Source organism: Empedobacter sp. R132-2 (assembly GCF_030324375.1).
Classification (GTDB): domain Bacteria; phylum Bacteroidota; class Bacteroidia; order Flavobacteriales; family Weeksellaceae; genus Empedobacter; species Empedobacter falsenii_B.
The window spans coordinates 48964-66328 of the sequence record NZ_JACAGG010000001.1 but is presented as its reverse complement, the minus strand read 5'-3'; the positions used below and the strand labels follow the sequence as shown (position 1 = coordinate 66328).

At 31.8% G+C, this 17365-nt stretch carries 19 protein-coding genes and 1 pseudogene; 11 read left to right on the top strand and 9 right to left on the bottom strand.

What is annotated here, in order from left to right; genetic code table 11:
- Positions 1-447: 447 nt before the first annotated feature.
- From HXZ69_RS00375 to hemH, 3 genes are all read right to left on the bottom strand, one after another.
- On the bottom strand, positions 448-1500 hold the full coding sequence (locus tag HXZ69_RS00375; protein ID WP_286494669.1) for a DUF3078 domain-containing protein: 1053 nt from the start codon (positions 1498-1500) through the stop codon (positions 448-450).
- A 25-nt stretch (positions 1501-1525) separates the two neighbouring features.
- Positions 1526-2626, bottom strand: coding sequence for a DUF3078 domain-containing protein (locus HXZ69_RS00370; protein ID WP_286494668.1), 1101 nt, complete (start codon positions 2624-2626; stop codon positions 1526-1528).
- An 81-nt stretch (positions 2627-2707) separates the two neighbouring features.
- Positions 2708-3691 (bottom strand): ferrochelatase, encoded by a 984-nt coding sequence (hemH, locus tag HXZ69_RS00365; RefSeq protein ID WP_286494667.1) that lies wholly within the window; start codon positions 3689-3691, stop codon positions 2708-2710.
- Positions 3692-3799: 108 nt separating this feature from the next.
- Between hemH and ruvB the strand changes: the two genes are divergently transcribed.
- From ruvB to HXZ69_RS00335, 6 genes are all read left to right on the top strand, one after another.
- Positions 3800-4837, top strand: coding sequence for a Holliday junction branch migration DNA helicase RuvB (ruvB, locus tag HXZ69_RS00360; protein ID WP_038332085.1), 1038 nt, complete (start codon positions 3800-3802; stop codon positions 4835-4837).
- A gap of 200 nt (positions 4838-5037) precedes the next feature.
- Positions 5038-5985: a tRNA epoxyqueuosine(34) reductase QueG gene (gene queG / locus HXZ69_RS00355; protein WP_286494666.1), complete on the top strand. Its 948-nt coding sequence runs from the start codon at positions 5038-5040 to the stop codon at positions 5983-5985.
- Positions 5986-6045: 60 nt separating this feature from the next.
- The gene (locus HXZ69_RS00350; protein WP_286494665.1) at positions 6046-6726 is read left to right on the top strand and encodes an SH3 domain-containing protein; all 681 of its coding nucleotides are present in this window, start codon (positions 6046-6048) and stop codon (positions 6724-6726) included.
- Positions 6727-6772: 46 nt separating this feature from the next.
- Positions 6773-7087, top strand: coding sequence for a hypothetical protein (locus tag HXZ69_RS00345; protein WP_286494664.1), 315 nt, complete (start codon positions 6773-6775; stop codon positions 7085-7087).
- Positions 7088-7139: 52 nt separating this feature from the next.
- Positions 7140-7634 carry a hypothetical protein gene (locus tag HXZ69_RS00340; protein ID WP_038332097.1) on the top strand — a complete coding sequence of 165 codons (495 nt, stop codon included), beginning with the start codon at positions 7140-7142 and terminating at the stop codon, positions 7632-7634.
- 29 nt (positions 7635-7663) lie between these two features.
- Positions 7664-8182 (top strand): hypothetical protein, encoded by a 519-nt coding sequence (locus HXZ69_RS00335; protein ID WP_052217554.1) that lies wholly within the window; start codon positions 7664-7666, stop codon positions 8180-8182.
- A 52-nt stretch (positions 8183-8234) separates the two neighbouring features.
- Here the strand turns inward: HXZ69_RS00335 and HXZ69_RS00330 are convergent, their stop codons facing one another.
- The 3 genes and pseudogenes from HXZ69_RS00330 to HXZ69_RS00320 form a co-directional block, all read right to left on the bottom strand.
- The gene (locus tag HXZ69_RS00330; RefSeq protein WP_286494800.1) at positions 8235-8522 is read right to left on the bottom strand and encodes a T9SS type A sorting domain-containing protein; all 288 of its coding nucleotides are present in this window, start codon (positions 8520-8522) and stop codon (positions 8235-8237) included.
- 24 nt (positions 8523-8546) lie between these two features.
- A pseudogene (locus HXZ69_RS00325) lies at positions 8547-9290 on the bottom strand (endonuclease); the annotation flags it as partial.
- An 81-nt stretch (positions 9291-9371) separates the two neighbouring features.
- Positions 9372-10250, bottom strand: coding sequence for a helix-turn-helix domain-containing protein (locus HXZ69_RS00320; protein WP_125348767.1), 879 nt, complete (start codon positions 10248-10250; stop codon positions 9372-9374).
- Positions 10251-10446: 196 nt separating this feature from the next.
- On the opposite strand from HXZ69_RS00320, the gene hemA reads away from it, so the two are divergent.
- From hemA to hemE, 4 genes are read left to right on the top strand one after another with little or no spacing between them, the layout of a single operon-like run.
- Entirely contained in the window at positions 10447-11694 is a 1248-nt protein-coding gene (gene hemA, locus HXZ69_RS00315) for a glutamyl-tRNA reductase (RefSeq protein WP_219033603.1), read from the top strand.
- Between the two features lie 7 nt (positions 11695-11701).
- Positions 11702-12628 (top strand): hydroxymethylbilane synthase, encoded by a 927-nt coding sequence (hemC, locus tag HXZ69_RS00310; RefSeq protein ID WP_221854357.1) that lies wholly within the window; start codon positions 11702-11704, stop codon positions 12626-12628.
- Entirely contained in the window at positions 12628-13305 is a 678-nt protein-coding gene (locus tag HXZ69_RS00305; RefSeq protein ID WP_181816324.1) for a uroporphyrinogen-III synthase, read from the top strand. The genes hemC and HXZ69_RS00305 overlap by 1 nt, the downstream gene beginning before the upstream one ends.
- Positions 13292-14320 (top strand): uroporphyrinogen decarboxylase, encoded by a 1029-nt coding sequence (hemE, locus tag HXZ69_RS00300; protein ID WP_219033601.1) that lies wholly within the window; start codon positions 13292-13294, stop codon positions 14318-14320. Before HXZ69_RS00305 ends, hemE begins: the two co-directional genes overlap by 14 nt.
- A gap of 43 nt (positions 14321-14363) precedes the next feature.
- Here hemE and HXZ69_RS00295 read toward each other — a convergent pair whose 3' ends face one another.
- A complete protein-coding gene (locus tag HXZ69_RS00295) occupies positions 14364-14990 on the bottom strand; it encodes a hypothetical protein (RefSeq protein WP_286494663.1) in 627 nt (208 codons plus the stop codon).
- A gap of 151 nt (positions 14991-15141) precedes the next feature.
- Here HXZ69_RS00295 and HXZ69_RS00290 point away from each other — a divergent pair, with 151 nt between their 5' ends.
- Complete coding sequence (locus HXZ69_RS00290; RefSeq protein WP_286494662.1) at positions 15142-15921, top strand: superoxide dismutase; 780 nt, start codon at positions 15142-15144, stop codon at positions 15919-15921.
- Between the two features lie 69 nt (positions 15922-15990).
- Here HXZ69_RS00290 and HXZ69_RS00285 read toward each other — a convergent pair whose 3' ends face one another.
- Both HXZ69_RS00285 and tsf read right to left on the bottom strand, forming a co-directional pair.
- Complete coding sequence (locus HXZ69_RS00285) at positions 15991-16314, bottom strand: T9SS type A sorting domain-containing protein (RefSeq protein WP_115001418.1); 324 nt, start codon at positions 16312-16314, stop codon at positions 15991-15993.
- A gap of 140 nt (positions 16315-16454) precedes the next feature.
- The gene (tsf, locus tag HXZ69_RS00280; protein ID WP_219033598.1) at positions 16455-17279 is read right to left on the bottom strand and encodes a translation elongation factor Ts; all 825 of its coding nucleotides are present in this window, start codon (positions 17277-17279) and stop codon (positions 16455-16457) included.
- Positions 17280-17365: the final 86 nt, after the last annotated feature.

Here is a 17365-nt window from a genome sequence, read left to right as displayed (position 1 = left end):
CTAAATCTTTTACATGAAGAATTGTAACCTCTATATTTTCTGGAATTCCTACGTGTTGTATTAATCAACTTCTTCGATAGAATATAATTGATGAATTGTTTCAGTATCATCAAGTGTGACTGGTCTCAAAGTTAAACGTTCAGTTTTAAGAATTACATTTATATAAATTACTTTTTCTTCAAATAAGTTGGGTCGTTGGGATATTTAATTACCTTGAGTAATGTAATAATTGTAAAAATAACGAAGATTAATATCACGATTGCGCTAAGAATGATGCGGTTATTTTGTTCGTTGTTGAACCCAAGGTAAAGCTCGAAAGCTGCCCAAACAATTATTAAAATTTGTGGTAAAAGTGCGCCGAAAATATTTTTTGTCATTTTATTCTTCTATTGAGTTATAAAAATAAGAAAAATAAAAAACCTGCTTATTAAAAGCAGGTTAAAAATATTATTGAGTGACTAATTTTGTTTCATTAAGAATTGGTTCTCTTTTTAGAATATTTGTTGCTACTTCTACAGTTTCTTCTTTTTCTTCGAAAATTGGTGCTTCTTGCATAAATGCAATTGCTGGAGCTTCTTCTATTTTTGGTGGCGTGTTATCAAATTTGTAATTAAATCCAATTCCAAGTGTTTGTTTAATCTGTGTTTTTTTGATTTGATCTTCATCATACAATAGGTTGACACTTACTTGTGCCGAAACAAACTTGTTCACTTTCATATCCAAAATTCCTTGATAAGCAACGTCCATATTTCCGAAATTTTTCAGGTAATCTGCATAGATTCCGACACGGTTATCATAAGAAATTCCTTCCATAATTTGTAGTTTATATCGCGCACCTAAATATGCACCGAATTCAAATAAAGTATTGTCTCCATCATTTTTAAGTCCAAAATTTCCTTTTTTCTGTAAATCTTTGTCTAAGACAAAGGTCATTCTTGGTGTAAATGGGTGAATATTAATTTGAAAATTTTCGCTTGGTTTGTAATCAATACCCAATCCTAAACTTAAATAACCTGGAGCCATCAAGGCTGAAATCTTCGTTTTTGGATCTCTTGAATAATCAAAACCATCTGTAAATTGTGTGCGAAAATTCATAGAGGAAGCTAAATACCAATGATTTCCGATGCTGTAACCATAAGAAGAAGTTAAGTCGATAACATCATTTGTTTTGCGAGAACTTTCGCCTTTGTTAGTCTGGATTCCGTATCCTAAAACAACACGATTATCCCAAATATGTTTCTCTTTTGTCAAGTTAAATTCGTAATCTAAACTTCCGTTCAGCGCAAACGAATTTACACCTCCCGCAACCCAATTACTGAATGCACTTTGAGAAAATAAAAGTGAATTATTTCCCGAAACGAACCATCCTGGTTGACGGCCATCAAATTTTTGATCTTTTAAATAACGCTTGCTATCAGTAGCTACTTTACCATCTTTTACTGTTTGCGCAAAAGTTGTAGCACTTCCTAAAATTGCTAATACAAATAAAAATTTTTTCATGTAGATTTGATTGATTTATATTAACTTACTCCAAAAATATGGATTCTGATTTAATATATGTTGATTTTTCGTCAATTGTATTTTTATCAAAAACTTGATCATAGTTTTGTTTATCCAGTTTTATTCTAGGTAATTTGACTGGGGAAATGCCAGATGTATCGAAATATGGGAGAATTTCCTTCTTTCTACGTTTCTTCTTATCTTTTTTCTTAGTACTGTCTATTTTATATGTTAAGCCAATTCCGAGGGCTTGTTTAAATTGTGTTTGAGTAACTTGATCTTCATCATAAATCAAATTGATGGTTAATTGTGTGGACATAAAATTATTAATTTTCATGTCTAATAATCCAGCATATACAATATCGAGGTTATAAAATTTGTTCGAATAATTAGAGAAAATTCCAATATTATTATCGTAAGTTACGTTATCAAAAAGTTTCATTTTGTATCGACCACCTAAATATGCTCCAACTTCAAAAAGAAACGTATCTCCATCGTTTCGTAAACCATAAGTTCCTTTCTTTTGCAAATCTTTGTCTGCTACAATTGTTGTTCTTGATGTTAAAGGTTGAAAACTGACAGAAAAATTAGAATTTGGCGTATAATTCGCACCGACCCCAATTGTTACATATGCAGGCGCAAATAAGTTTGATAGTTTTGTTTTTGGAGTTGTTCCGTAATTGTAACCTGTAGAAAACTGTGAACGAATATTAAGTGATGAGGTTAGGTACCACTTTTCTTTTATCAAATATCCATAAGAAGTTGTGATATTTAGATTGTCAGCAGTTTTACGCGTTCCATTGGTTTTATTGTCTAAAAAACCATATTCAAAAATAAAACGATTGTCCCAAAAGTGTTTCTTTTTTCGGAAATTAAATTCGTAATCAGCTTTAGCATTTAGTGAAACCGAATTTTCACCACCTGCCATCCAATTGGAAAAGGTATTTTGATTAACGGTTAAAGTATTTGCACCATAAATTTCCCAACCCGATTTTCGTCCTGTAGTATCCACTTTGGATTTCAGATATTTTCGACCATCAATAATTAGATTTCCACTAGTATCTAAAAATTGAGCCGAACTAAAAAGTGATAGGACTAAAAATATAATTGAGAAAATTAGTCTCATTTTAAAAAAAATATCTTTGTTTAAAATTGAAAAATTCCAAACAAAGATATCTAATTTATTTTGTAAGGCTAAAAACCTTTCTTAATTATTTTGCCAACCTTTCAACCATTTCACTAATGTATCCACCCAATCTTGACGATCATTCAAACAAGGGATGTATGTAAATTGCTTACCACCAGCTTTTAAGAATTCTTCTTGTCCTTCCATCGAAATTTCTTCCAAAGTCTCCAAACAATCCGAAACAAAGGCAGGGGTGCAAACCGCTAAATTCTTAACGCCTTGTGCAGGAAATTCTTCTAACATGTGGTCTGTATAAGGTTTAATCCAAGGGTCACGACCTAAACGAGACTGAAAAGAAGTGGTATATTTATCTTCTGGTAATTGCAAGTATTCGGTTACCAAACGTGTTGTTTCAAAACATTGATTACGATAAGTTTCAATAGGTAATTTGCTCGCTTTTGCAGCACGAAGTGCTTTATTATCGTGACGTTCTGGAATTCCGTGATAAGAAAACAATAATTTATCAAAATTCTCAGGTAATTTTTCTTTGATAGAATCTCCTAAAACCTTGATATAATCTGGATGATTGTAAAAAGCTTTCAAGAAATTAATCTTAGTGTCTTTGTAACTTTTTTTCTGAATTTCAAGCACTTTATCCGCAACAGTTTCTGTAGAAGACATTGTGTATTGAGGGTATAAAGGAACAACCAAAATGTCGCGAACACCTTTGTCATAAAGCTCTTGTAAACCAGCTTCTATCGAAGGGTTTTTGTAACGCATTGCCAAAACAACTGGAATATCCATTTGTTTTTGTATCATATCTCTCAAAATTTTAGAGTAAACAATTAAAGGAGAACCTTCTTTTGTCCAAATTTTTCGGTAAGCTTCAGCAGATTTTTCGGGTCTTTTTGGTAAAATAAATAATTCAACAATAGTTTTACGAATAATCCAAGGAGAATCCAAAACTTTCTTATCCATTAAAAATTCGCGTAAATAAGTTCTTACGTCTTCAACATTGGTAGAATCGGGCGAACCTAAATTCACTAATAATATTCCTTTGCTCATAATTCTTTTTATCTAAAAAAATATTGCGTTCTTTGTAGTTGTAAAAGTACGGAGGATAATTTAATTTGTCCTTCGTAATATCATCATTATAATTTATATCATCATTTTATGTCAGATTTATTAAATCCTGATAAAGAATTTTATCCAGATGACGATCTAAATCACGAAAATACTGTTCGTCCGCAAAGTTTTGATGATTTTGCTGGACAAGCGCATATTCTAGAGAATTTAGAAGTTTTCGTAAAAGCGTCTAAACTTCGTGGCGAAGCATTAGATCACGTTTTGTTGCACGGACCTCCAGGTTTGGGAAAAACGACATTAGCAAATATTATTGCGAATGAATTAGGTGTAGGAATCAAAATTACATCTGGACCAGTTCTCGATAAACCGAGTGATTTAGCTGGTTTATTGACGAATTTGGAAGAAAATGATGTGCTTTTTATTGATGAAATCCATCGTATGTCTCCCGTTATCGAAGAATATTTGTATTCGGCAATGGAAGATTTTAAGATTGATATTATGATCGAATCTGGACCAAATGCACGTTCGGTTCAAATTGGTTTGAATCCTTTTACATTAATTGGTGCAACAACGCGTTCTGGTTTATTAACTGCGCCGCTTCGTGCTCGTTTTGGAATTAATTTCCGTTTCGAATATTATAATGTTGAATTATTAAGTACGATTGTTGAGCGATCTTCTCGTATTTTAGACACACCAATTGACGAAAGAGCGGCGATAGAAATTGCAGGTCGTAGTCGTGGAACTCCTCGTATAGCAAATGCTTTATTGAGAAGGACTCGAGATTTTGCACAAATTAAAGGAAATGGAAAAATTGATTTATCAATTGCTGAATTTTCTTTAAAAGCTCTAAAAGTTGATGATAATGGTTTAGATGAAATGGATAACAGAATTTTATCAACAATTATTGAAAAATTTAAAGGTGGACCAGTCGGAATTACAACTTTAGCAACAGCAGTTGGAGAAAATGGTGGAACATTAGAAGAAGTTTATGAACCGTATCTCATTCAAGAAGGTTATTTGATGCGTACTGCTCGTGGACGTGTGGCAACAGAAAAAGCTTTCAAACATATTGGTGTAAAATATCGTGGAGAAAATTCACCTCAAACCGATTTGTTTGATTTGTAATTTTGTTCTAAGTCATTCTGAGCTTGTCGAAGAATCTTAACGATTTTCTTACTCTAATAAATCGAAAATGGCTCACACGACATATTATTCTTGCGTTAGGAGGAATCTAAGATTCTTCATTTCACTCACGTTTCATTCAGAATGATAAAATTTAATCTCGTCGATATAATAATTATAAATTCATAATTACGAATTAACTAATGCTCCTTCAAACAGAAGAACATATCAAAATAAAATGGTCCCATCGAATCAAAGAAAAAGCTGAAGCATTGGGATTTATTTCGTGTGGTATTGCCAAAGCAGATTTTTTGGAAGAGGAAGCTCCACGTTTAGAGTCTTGGTTAAAGAATAATTATCATGGAGAAATGCAGTATATGGAAAATCATTTCGATATGCGACTGGATCCTCGAATTTTGGTCGAAGGAGCAAAATCTGTGATTTCGTTGGCGTATAATTATTACCAAGATTTAGATCGAAATCCTAATTCTTACAAAGTTGCGATGTATGCGCAAGGCGAAGATTATCATTTTGTCGTGAAGGAAAAAGTGCGCGAGTTGTTAGATTTTATTCAAGAAGAAATAGGGGAGGTGAGCGGAAGAGCTTTTACCGATTCAGCACCAATTCTGGAACATGCATGGGCGAAAAAAGCTGGAATTGGTTGGGTTGGAAAAAATTCGTTGACGTTATCTAAACAAAAAGGTTCGTTTTTCTTTTTATCCGAATTAATTATTGATTTGGATTTAGCTTATGATTCTCCAATTGAAACTGATCATTGTGGAAAATGTACGCGTTGTATTGATGCTTGCCCAACTGAGGCAATCTTACCCAATAAAACAGTGAACGGAAGTCAGTGTATTTCGTATTTTACAATTGAATTGAAAGATCAAATTCCGACCGAAATGAAAGGAAAATTTGATGATTGGATTTTTGGTTGTGATCTTTGCCAAGAAGTTTGTCCATGGAATCGTTTTTCGTTGCCAACGAAAGAAACTCGTTTTGTTGGTCATAAGAAAATTAATCAATTCTCGAAGAAAGATTGGGAAGAAATTACAGAGGATGTTTTTCGAGAAATTTTTAAGAAATCACCTGTAAAACGTACAAAATTTGATGGTTTGAAAAGAAATATCGATTTTGTAAAATCACTATAATTCGTGAAAATTTTTGGTTTAGATTTTGTTAGCTTTACTTCAAGAAAATCGAATCAAAAAATGAAAAAAAGTTTATTCATTCTTACTACTTTTTTAGGCTATTTTGTGCAAGCTCAATTTGGGATTGTGCAAGATAAAGATGGTTTTGCAAATGTGAGAGATGATAAAAATATTTCGTCTAAAATTGTTGCTAAAGTCAATTCAAATTCAATTTATCCAATTGATTCTGATGAAGAAAACTCGAAATGGTATTTAGTTGAATATCAGCCTGAAAAAGCTGGTTTTGTTTACTATGATCGAATCAAAAAGTTAGAAGATTTTGAAACTATTTCACCAACTTCAGTCAATGATTCTAAAATAGAATTTTCGGTTGCTGATTATACCATTCAGCTCGAAACGCAAGAATTTAATTCGAAAAAACATAAAATTTTCAAGGAAAGTGATTTTGTTTATGCGATTGATGAAAAAGATTTTCTTGGTTCGGATGGAATGATTCCTCAAACAGAATTCAAATCGTTTAAAATATCATTCAAAGGAAAAGAAATTATCATTCCAAAAGAATATTTTATCAATTTATATAATGCGAATTTATCAGCAACAAAACTTACTTACAATAAAGAGTTAAATCAATATTATTTGTTCGGTACATATAGCGATGGAGCTGGTGTTTATGATGCACTTTGGGTTTTGGATAATGGAAAAATTGTAAAACATATTGCTCAAATTAATGCTTATGCTTAGTCGATTTTTTTCAATTTTAGGGTGCTTCTTGCTATTCACTTCGATAATGTTTGCTCAAAAAGTAACGACTTCCAAATTTGGAGATATTTCGTACGAAATGAAGCAAAAACAAGTTGCAGCTTTAACACCAAATCAATTAGCTCTTTATGATGTAAATAATGCAGAAATGCCTGAACAGGACATTGAGTTGAATGGAATTAAATATCATATTTCGTACTATAAAAATTTGAAAACAAAACAATTCGAAGTATGTATGGTTTCGTCTGTCAACTCTAAACTTTTGACTTTATCAGGAATAAAAGTTGGAAGTTCGTTGGACGATTTATGGAAAGCGTACAAAAAATATGATATTTCGGTGTAAGATATTTTTGAAGATGATGAGACAGAATCGGGATATTTAAACAATAAAATTTATGAGGATTAAAATAACTTTATTAGGATTTTTCTTGCTTTCGGTTGTTGGATTTGGTCAGATTTCTACAACACGAATGAATGAACTGAAAATTGGTATGCGTCCGTTCGAAGTGTTGAAATTGTTAGGTGAAGAAATTGCTGCAATTGTTGATGAAGGAGAAACGAATGTCACCCTAAAAGGGATTGATTATACAATCGAAATAAGAAGTGGTTATTTGAGTAAAACAGAAAATGACACCTATTTAAGTTCTATTTCTACAACAAGTAAAAATATCAAAACTTTGTCTGGAATTGGAATTGGTAGTACGTTGGAGGATTTGTGGAAAGCTTATTCGTCAAAATATAATGTGTTTTTGGATAAATCGAATAATAATAACAGAGAATTTAGAATTGATGATAGAGAAAATGGTGTTATATTGACTTTTTCTTTGAAAAATGAAATTGTAACAACAATAAGATTGAGTTCTTATAACCCAGAAGAATGTACACTTTAAAATAATGATTAAAACCTAAATACATAAAAATGAAAAAAATATTTTTTATAGCTGCTTTTGTAGCTGGAATAGCTTTGCAAGCGCAAGTTTCTACAACTCGTATTAATGACGTAAAACTTGGAATGAAATTGTCTGAATTAGAAAAATTAACTGGACAAAAATTCAAAATAAAATTGAATGAATATGGTTATCCTGATGGTGATGTAACAATTGTCTCTAAAGGAGTAACATATAAAGTTGGATTGACAACAAATGGTGAGGAGACAGCAGGTTCTTCTACTTTAACTGTATATAGTGTAAAGTCTTCGGATTCTAGTCTTAAAACATTATCTGGAATTAAAATTGGCTCATCTTTGGATGAGTTAATTAATAAATATAAAAATCTGAATATTTCTATTTTCGATGGTTATGATGATAAAACGGATAAAAGAACAAAAGCTTTTCGTTATTTTAATGTTGAAGATTATGATAATGGATCGATTCTACAATTTTATTTAGTGAATGATAAAGTAGTTTCTTTCGATGTAATGTATAATGAAGGTTGTTAAAATGAATAAACAAAAAATTCCAACTCTTAGAGTTGGAATTTTTTGTTTAAAATTATTTTTTAATCACTTTTTTTGTGACGATGTTTCCATCTTTTAGGTGAATAGATAAAATATACATTCCAGCTGGATAATTTTTCAAATTAACTTCCGAACCTAATTCAATTCCAAGTAAACGACCGTTAAAATCATATAAATTCACATAATCAAAATTCTTAGCATTAATCTTTACTTTGTCTGTTGTTGGATTAGGAAAAACTTCTACAAGCGTTTGTTGATAATTGTAATCGTTCGCAGATAATTCAGTCCAAGTATTTTCGGCTTTATCTCCTCCCCAAATCAACGTTGCTAAATACGGATTATCAATAAATGGATTTCGACTTCCTTGTGTTTCGGCAATAATTTCGTTTCGGACTTTCTCAAATTCAGATACTTTATCCTATACATTCCATTTCAAAAACATATCTGGCATTCCATCATTATTGGTTGTTGTCGTATTGTTATACGCAACCAATTGTGGATCGGTTTCCATACCATAATGTACATACATATACATAATAATTCGCGCGACATCTCCCGTCCATTCATCACCAGGATAAAAACCTCCATTGATTAATTTGGCTTGTCCTGTCACATCTTGTGCCCATTTTTCGCGATAAGCATTGTTACGTCTAGTCGAATTTATTTGTCTATCAACTGCGCGTAAATTATGAGCATCTGTTCCAGTTCCAGGACGATCAGTATCAAGTTTAGGAACTGCTAAAGATTTTGGGAAAACATGTTCGCGTTCCCATTTTCCGATTGTACTTCCACTTGAAGAGTTGTTTTTGTTGTTTATATCACGCGTGCGCTGTTCTGCATAAACAGTAGAATTATCTGTGAAACCATAAATCAATAAAACGCGACCTTTTGAATCTAAATCCAAGTCAGATTTATCTAAAATATTCCAAACTCCAGGCGTATAGCTAACTGCATGATGTGTAGCATTGATTAAATCGTGTAATTCTTCCTTTATAGTTTTTCCATTTTGATTAAAATCAATCCCTTCATAATAGTCGGGTTGTTGCGCAAAAGCGGCAAAAGGAAATAAAAGAAGCAAAAATTTTTGCATAACTATTTATAAATATTTAACAAAAGTAAGTATTTATAAGTAGTTAATAAATGATATTAAGATTAACAATTCTTAAAGTTTTTACTGAAATTGTTTAATGTATTGTTTAGGAGTTAAGCCATATTTCTTCTTAAATGCTGATATAAAATGAGATGGGTTTTCGTAACCAATTTCAAACGAAATATCTTTTACCATTTGTTGATTTTCTTCTAATTTATGCAATGCATATTCCAGTTTTTTATCCAACAAATAACCATAAACAGTTGTTCCGTATAGTTCCTTGAAACCTTCTTTCAGATGATATTCCGAGATCGAAAATTTTTCGCAAAGTTGTTTGATTGTTGGCGGATTTTTAAAATCAGCTAATAAATAATCTTTGATTTCTTTGATTCGTTTTCCTTCATTTTCATCATTTAAGAAAGGACAATGTTCGGTTTGACTTTCAATTTCAGAAAAATAAAGGGTGAATAATTCGTACATTTTTCCAATCAAAAATAAATTTTGAAATTGCGGAGAAAGTTTCATTTGTTCAATTTGATTCAAAACTAATTTTATTGAAGGTCCAATTTCTCGTTCAATATAAAATTTTTCTTGCGTCATACTCGAAATCAAATTATTCTGAATTTGATATTCTGCAAACAATTGATGTAATTTCTGAATAGACAAAACCACAATATAAACCTTGCTTTCGGCATTTATATTCAACGATAATGGAATGTCCAATGTCGGATAATAGAACAAAAAGCTTTTTCCTTCGTTCAAATTGATTTTATAAATACCATTATTAAAATTAAATGTCAACGAACCTTTTGTACAAAAATAGAATTGTATATAACGCTTGTCAATTCCTTTCAGAATCGTGTCTGTAGAAGCTGTAAAGTTGTCTATTTGAGCGATAAATACGTCTGTTGACAATTTATACTCGTTAATTTTACTTTTATGGGTATTTTTTAATTCCATTTTGAATAATGAGGTTTGTCATATAAAAAACGTGATAATTGTCAACTTCGCTCTTTATAATGGTTTACATACAAATATAAACCTTTAATTTATAATTATTCTAAAAAAGCAAACTTTAATTTTTGGCGTTATTTTTTCTTTTTAAAGTTATTTTTCGAAGACTTTTGAAACTACTTTTGTATCAGTATTTGAAGAAATGGCAATTAGAGGTAATAAAACGGAAGAAAATTTTTACGTAATCGGAATCAGTTATGAAAAAGCTGACGCCATTACACGTGGTAAATTTACATTTTTCCCGGAACAAGTTGAAACGTTTACGCAAGATTCTAAAACGAATGGATTAGAAAACTTTTTTATTGTATCAACTTGTAATCGTACTGAATTTTATGGTTTTGCAGAAAACGAAGATCAAATCGTTGAGCAATATTGTAAATACACAGAAGGTAATGCAGATGAATTCCGTCAATTTATGATGGTAAAAGAAGGAGAAGAAGCGATTACACATTTATTCCGTGTTTCGTCGGGATTAGAAAGTCAGATTTTAGGTGATTTTGATATCATCGGACAAATCAAAATTTGGTTTTCTCGTTTCAAAAAACAAGGTGCATCAAATGCTTTTTTAGAGCGTTTGGTAAATACTGCGATTCAAATTAGTAAAAAAGTGAAGAACGAAACTTTCTTAAGTAACGGTTCTGCTTCGGTTGCATATTCAGCGGTTAATTTTATTCAAGCAACGCAAGGAAACTTAGTTGACAAAAATATTTTGTTGTACGGAATTGGTAAAATTGGTCGTAATACGTGTGCTAATTTGGTCAAACATTATCCAAATACAAACATTACGCTAATCAATCGTACAAAAGAAAAGGCAGAAATTCTTGGACTGAAATACGATATTACCGTAAAAGATCACAGCGAATTAAAAGAAGAATTACAAAAAACAGATATTCTAATTGTTGCAACGGGAGCAAGTAATTACACGATTACAGAAGAAATGATTCCGTTCGATAAGGAAATGACGATTATTGATATGTCAGTTCCAGAAAATGTAATTCATACATTGGCTGCTCGCGAATCTATTCAATTGGTAAATGTAGATGGATTATCTAAAATGGTAGACGATACAATTGCGCAACGTCGCAATGCAATTCCAGAAGCATTGGCAATTATAGAGGAGCATTCTACAGAGTTTTACGAATGGTTAGAAACCAGAGAATTGGTTCCAGCTATTCAATCTTTCAAAGATAGATTAGACTTTTTTCAGAGTTTTGCTTTAAATAACTTGAAAAAAGACAATGTAAATATCGACGAAAATGAAACGATTTTAACTGAAAAAGTAATTCAGAAAATTACAAATCAGTTTGCTTCTTATTTGATCGAAAATAAAGAAAACGCAGACGAAACAATTCAGTTAATCGAAAAAATGTTTCATTTAAAACAAGCTTAATACAATCATGAAAACAATAAAAATTGGTACACGTCAAAGTCCGTTAGCGCTTTGGCAAGCCAATAAAGTTGCTTCTATTCTTGAGGCAAAAGGTCATCCAACAGAAATCGTTCCGATTACTTCTGAAGGCGATGCAAATCTAAAACAACCCATTTATTCATTAGGTTTAACAGGTGTTTTTACGCGTTCATTGGACATTGCTTTGTTGAATGATCAAGTAGATATTGCGGTTCATTCGTTGAAAGATGTGCCAACTGTTTTACCAGAAAAATTAGAGTTGATTGCATATCCAGAACGCGCAAGTTCTGCGGATATTTTGGTGTACAAATCGGAAGATATTTTCGAGAAAAAACATCGTGTTATCGCTACTGGATCTTTGCGTCGTAAAGCATTTTGGAATCATAAATATCCAAATGATACGATTGTAGATTTACGTGGAAATGTGCAATTACGTCTGAAAAAGTTGCAAGATAATGCAGATTGGGACGGAGCTGTTTTTGCTTTTGCAGGTTTGGATCGTTCAGAAATTTTAGATGAATTGGCAGAAAAAGGTCTTCATTATAAAGTGATTGATTGGATGATTGCTGCACCATCACAAGGAATTTTAGGAATTGTAGCCAAAGAAGGTTTGGATTTGAGTGATATTAATAATCCTCAATGTGAACTTTTTGCAACGGTAGAACGTCAATTTTTGAATGTTTTAGAAGGTGGTTGTACAGCGCCAATTGGAGCATTAGTTGAGAAAATTGATGAAGAAAATTACTCCTTCAAAGGAGCAATTTTAACCATTGATGGACAAGAAATGATTTCAATCGAAAGACAATTCAAAGCAGATGAATATTTGACGAAAGGTCGCGAATTTGCTGAAGAATGTATTGCACAAGGTGCAGCAAAAATGATTGAACAAATAAAAAAAGAAATCGGAACGAAATAGTGCGAACGAAGGTTTTATTCACGAAGTTAATTTCTTCTGAATTGCTTGAAAAAGAATTTGGAACTGATGTTGAGGTGGTTTGTAAACCAACTTTACAAATCGATTTGACTTCGAAAAATGAAATTTATGCACAGATTGATGAATCCGTTCATCAGTTTATCGTGACGAGTCAAAATACTGTAAATGCCATTCAAGATTTGGAATTGAATGGTCATTTTTTTGTTGTTGGAAAAAAAACGGCAGAAAAACTAAAAGCGCAAAACAGAGATGTTGTGTTGGTTGAAGATTATGCAGAAGATTTAGCTTCGAAATTAATTTCAGGAAATTATTCTCCGAAATGGAATTTCTTATGTGGTTCTTCCCGTCGAGATTTGTTGGTGAATGAATTATCAAAAGCAAATCACGAAGTCAATCAAATTATAACATATCAATCAGGGCAAATTGTTTATCAATTAAATGAAACATTTGATGTGTATGCTTTTTTTAGTCCGTTGTCATTCAAAGCGTTTCATCAACAAAATGAAATTTCAGAAAGTTCGCGTATTTTTACAATCGGAAATACAACAACTTCTGCGATAGAAGAAGTTTATCCAAATCATGAAATTATAACTGCGCAAACACCATTGGTGGAAGTAGTTATTGAAAATATAAAAAAATACATCAATGATAAAAAATGATTTGCTTTTAAAAGCATTGAGAGGTGAGGAGGTAGAGCGTCCGCCAGTGTGGATGATGCGTCAAGCAGGACGTTATTTACCAGAGTTTATCGAATTGAGAGATAAATATGATTTCTTTACACGTTGTCAAACGCCAGAGTTAGCGGCTGAAATTACAGTTCAACCAATTCGTCGTTTTCCGTTAGATGCAGCAATTATCTTTTCAGATATTTTGGTTGTGCCACAAGCAATGGGAATGAATTTCGAGATGAAACCTGGTGTTGGTCCTTGGTTAGAGAATCCTATTCGTACAGCTCAAGATGTAGAAAAAGTTTATATTCCTGATGTTGAAGAAGAGTTAGGATACGTTTATGCAGCGATGGATATTACAAAGAAAGAGTTGGACAATAAAATTCCGTTGATTGGTTTTGCAGGTTCGCCTTGGACATTGTTGTGTTATGCAGTGGAAGGTCGTGGTTCTAAATCTTTTGATCAAGCGAAAGGTTTTTGTTTCCAAAATCCAGTTGCAGCACACCAATTATTAGAAAAAATTACACAAACAACGATTCAATATTTGTTGAAAAAAGTGGAACATGGTGCAAATGTGATTCAGATTTTTGATTCTTGGGGTGGAATGTTATCGCCAAAAGATTATGATGAATTTTCTTGGAAATACATCGAGCAAATTGTAAACGAAGTTTCTAAAGTAGTTCCTGTAACTGTTTTTGCAAAAGGTTGTTGGTTTGCTTTAGAGAAAATGGCAGATTCTAAAGCATCTGCTTTGGGTGTTGATTGGACGATTACGCCACAATTAGCGCGTGAGTTTACAGGTTTCAAAAAGACGTTACAAGGTAACTTTGATCCTTCTCGTTTGTTATCGCCACCAGAAACTATTCAGCAAATGGTAAAAGAAATGATTGACGATTTTGGTCCGTATAAATATATTGCCAATTTAGGTCACGGAATTTTACCAAATATTCCAGTTGAAAATGCACAAGCTTTTATAGAAGCTGTTGTAGATTATAAAAGAGATTAAGAAACTCTATATAACAAGAAAACCTTCCGAATGGAAGGTTTTTTTATTTTATGGTCTTTTTTGCTTCGGTCCAATAATTGATTTGATTAAAAATAAATAATGAAATAGTAATCATATCAGATACAATTTCTACTTTTTCTTGATGTGAATAATTTTCGAAATTACCTATCTCTACACGAAATTTTACATTTTCAATATTAGGAAAGGTTTTTATTCTTTCTAAATGTTCGTTACTAAAATGAATAAAGCCACAGTATTTTTTGTATAAAATTTTTATTTCTGGAAATTTTTTTGAAATTTGTTCAACTAAATAAGCATCATTGAAATTCTTTTTTAAAATGCTATCGCGGAATTTTCTGATTTCTTTTCCGTCTAATATATAATCAATATAACTATCGTCTTTAGCAACTAGGATAGAATTATATCTAATTAGATTATCCATTTGTATTCTAATTAGATGAGTTGCAGAGTAAAAATTATTTTCTTGAAATAATAATCTAAAACCTTCATTAATTGACATAGCTCTATTTAAAATACTAAGAGCAATAAAATCAACTTTCATAGCTTTATATTTAAAAATTTCTTTAGCCAAATTTTTATAATCTTCAGTTAATAAATATAATTTATCAACTAGATCATTTAATTCTTCTTTATTAATTTCAATATCCATGAATCAAATATACAAACAAATTACCTTTATTGATTTAGATGATAATCTCCATTTTAACAGAAAATTAAAAGAAATCAATTTTATATTCGATAGTTTTAGTATATTTTAGTAGAAATATTAATATCATAAGTAAACTACATAAAAGAATAAGATGAAAAAGGGTATATTTTTGATGTCAGTTTTGGGTGTTCTTTTCTTTGTTCAGTCATGCGAAACGAAGAAAGAAAATGCTGACTCAACAACTAAAGAAGTTGTAAAACAAGATACAGTGCAAGCTGTTGCAGAGCCTGTTGGAAATCCTACAGATGTTAAAGCTGACCCAGGAACTTTCCAAATTAAACCTTTGAAATATGGTTACGATGAATTGAACGAATACATTGATGCAAAAACAATGGAAGTTCATTTCTCTAAACATTATTTAGGATACATCAACAAATTGAATACAGCGCTAAAAGAAGCAAATATCAAATCGAATGATATTGTAGATATTTTGAAAAAAATGGATATGAATAATGCTGCTTTACGCAACAATGCTGGTGGATATTACAATCACATGCTATATTTTGATATTATGTCTCCAACGCCACAGAAAGCCCCTACAGGAGATCTTAAAGCGAAGATTGAAGCAACATTTGGTTCTACAGAAGAATTAATCAAACAATTGGACGAAGCGGGTTCTAAACGTTTTGGTTCTGGTTGGGCTTGGTTGGTTGTGAAAGCGGACGGAAGTTTGGCGGTTACAAGTACAGCAAATCAAGATAATCCATTGATGCCAGGAGCAGAGATCGCAGGAACGCCAATTTTAGGAATTGATGTTTGGGAACATGCTTACTATTTAAAATACCAAAACAAACGCGATGATTATTTGAAAGCGTTTAACAATGTTTTGGATTGGAAACAAGTTGAAGAAAATTATAAGAAAGCAAAATAGTCTTTCTAATTACAAACAAAAAAGCTTCTCAAATTTTGAGAAGCTTTTTTGTTTTATATATAAATAATCTTAATTCTTAATCAAGGATTGTGTTTCTGTTGTTCCATCTTCATTAAAAACGCGAACAATGTATTTTCCTTTTTTCAAACTTTGTACGTTAAAGTTTGCTTTTTGGCTTCCGTCTAATTTTTTATTCATCACTTCATTTCCAATAATCGAATATATCGACACCGAACTTGCCTTTGATGGATTGTCAAATTTTATTGTAAATGTAGAACTCGCAGGATTTGGATAAATACTAACAGAGCCTTTATCCTGATCAAATCTCGACTGAGCTGAAGCAGATGTTATGGTGAATAAAAATATAGTTATAAATAGTATAAAGTGTTTCATATGCTTGTAATCCTAACAAATATAAAAATAAATAATTATAAAACAAACATTTCAAAATATATACCAAACAAAAAAGTGATGCTAAAATTTAGCATCACTTTAAGATATATAATAAAAATTATAAACTTATTATAAGCTTATTATAAGCTGTAACGGATAAATCCAGTTACTTTCAAGTCAGCGTTAACAGCTTTAACGATATCTTGAACAGAAGTTTTTCCGTCTTTGATTGACGCTTGGTGAACTAATGTATTCTCTTTGAAGAATTTTTGTAATTTACCTTGAGCGATGTTTTCAATCATGTTTTCTGGTTTACCTTCTGCAACTAAAGTTTCTCTAGCGATAGATAATTCAGTGTCAATTACAGATTGAGCAACAGAAGTTTCATCTAATGCTACTGGGTTCATAGCAGCAACTTGCATAGCAACGTCACGAGCTACTTCAGAAGCACCTTCTACGTTAGCAGATAAAGAAACTACAGCACCAATTTTGTTACCAGCGTGGATGTAAGAATTAACGATAGCACCTTCGATAGCTTGGAAAGTACCAATTTCGATTTTTTCTCCAATAACACCTGTTTGCTCAGTTAATTTTTCACCAACTGTAATTCCTGCGAATGGTAAAGCTAATAATTCTTCTTTAGAGTTAACTGTCAAAGCTAAATCAGCGATTTCGTTAGCCATAGCAACGAAAGCTTCATTTTTAGCAACGAAGTCAGTCTCACAGTTCAAAGCGATAACGATACCTTTAGTTTGGTCAGCGTTAACTTTAGCGATAACTGCACCTTCTGTAGAATCACGGTCAGCTCTTTTAGCAGCTACTTTTTGTCCTTGTTTACGTAAAACTTCTACAGCTTTATCGAAATCTCCACCAGCTTCTTCTAAAGCTTTTTTAGAATCCATCATTCCCGCACCAGTTGCGTTTCTTAATTTACTTACCTCAGCGGCTGTTGCTTTGTAGCTCATAGTAATATTTTTATTTTGTTTCTTAATATTTTAAATAAAAGTAGCTCGTACACCACAAAGTGGTGTAGGAGCTACAAGGTATATTA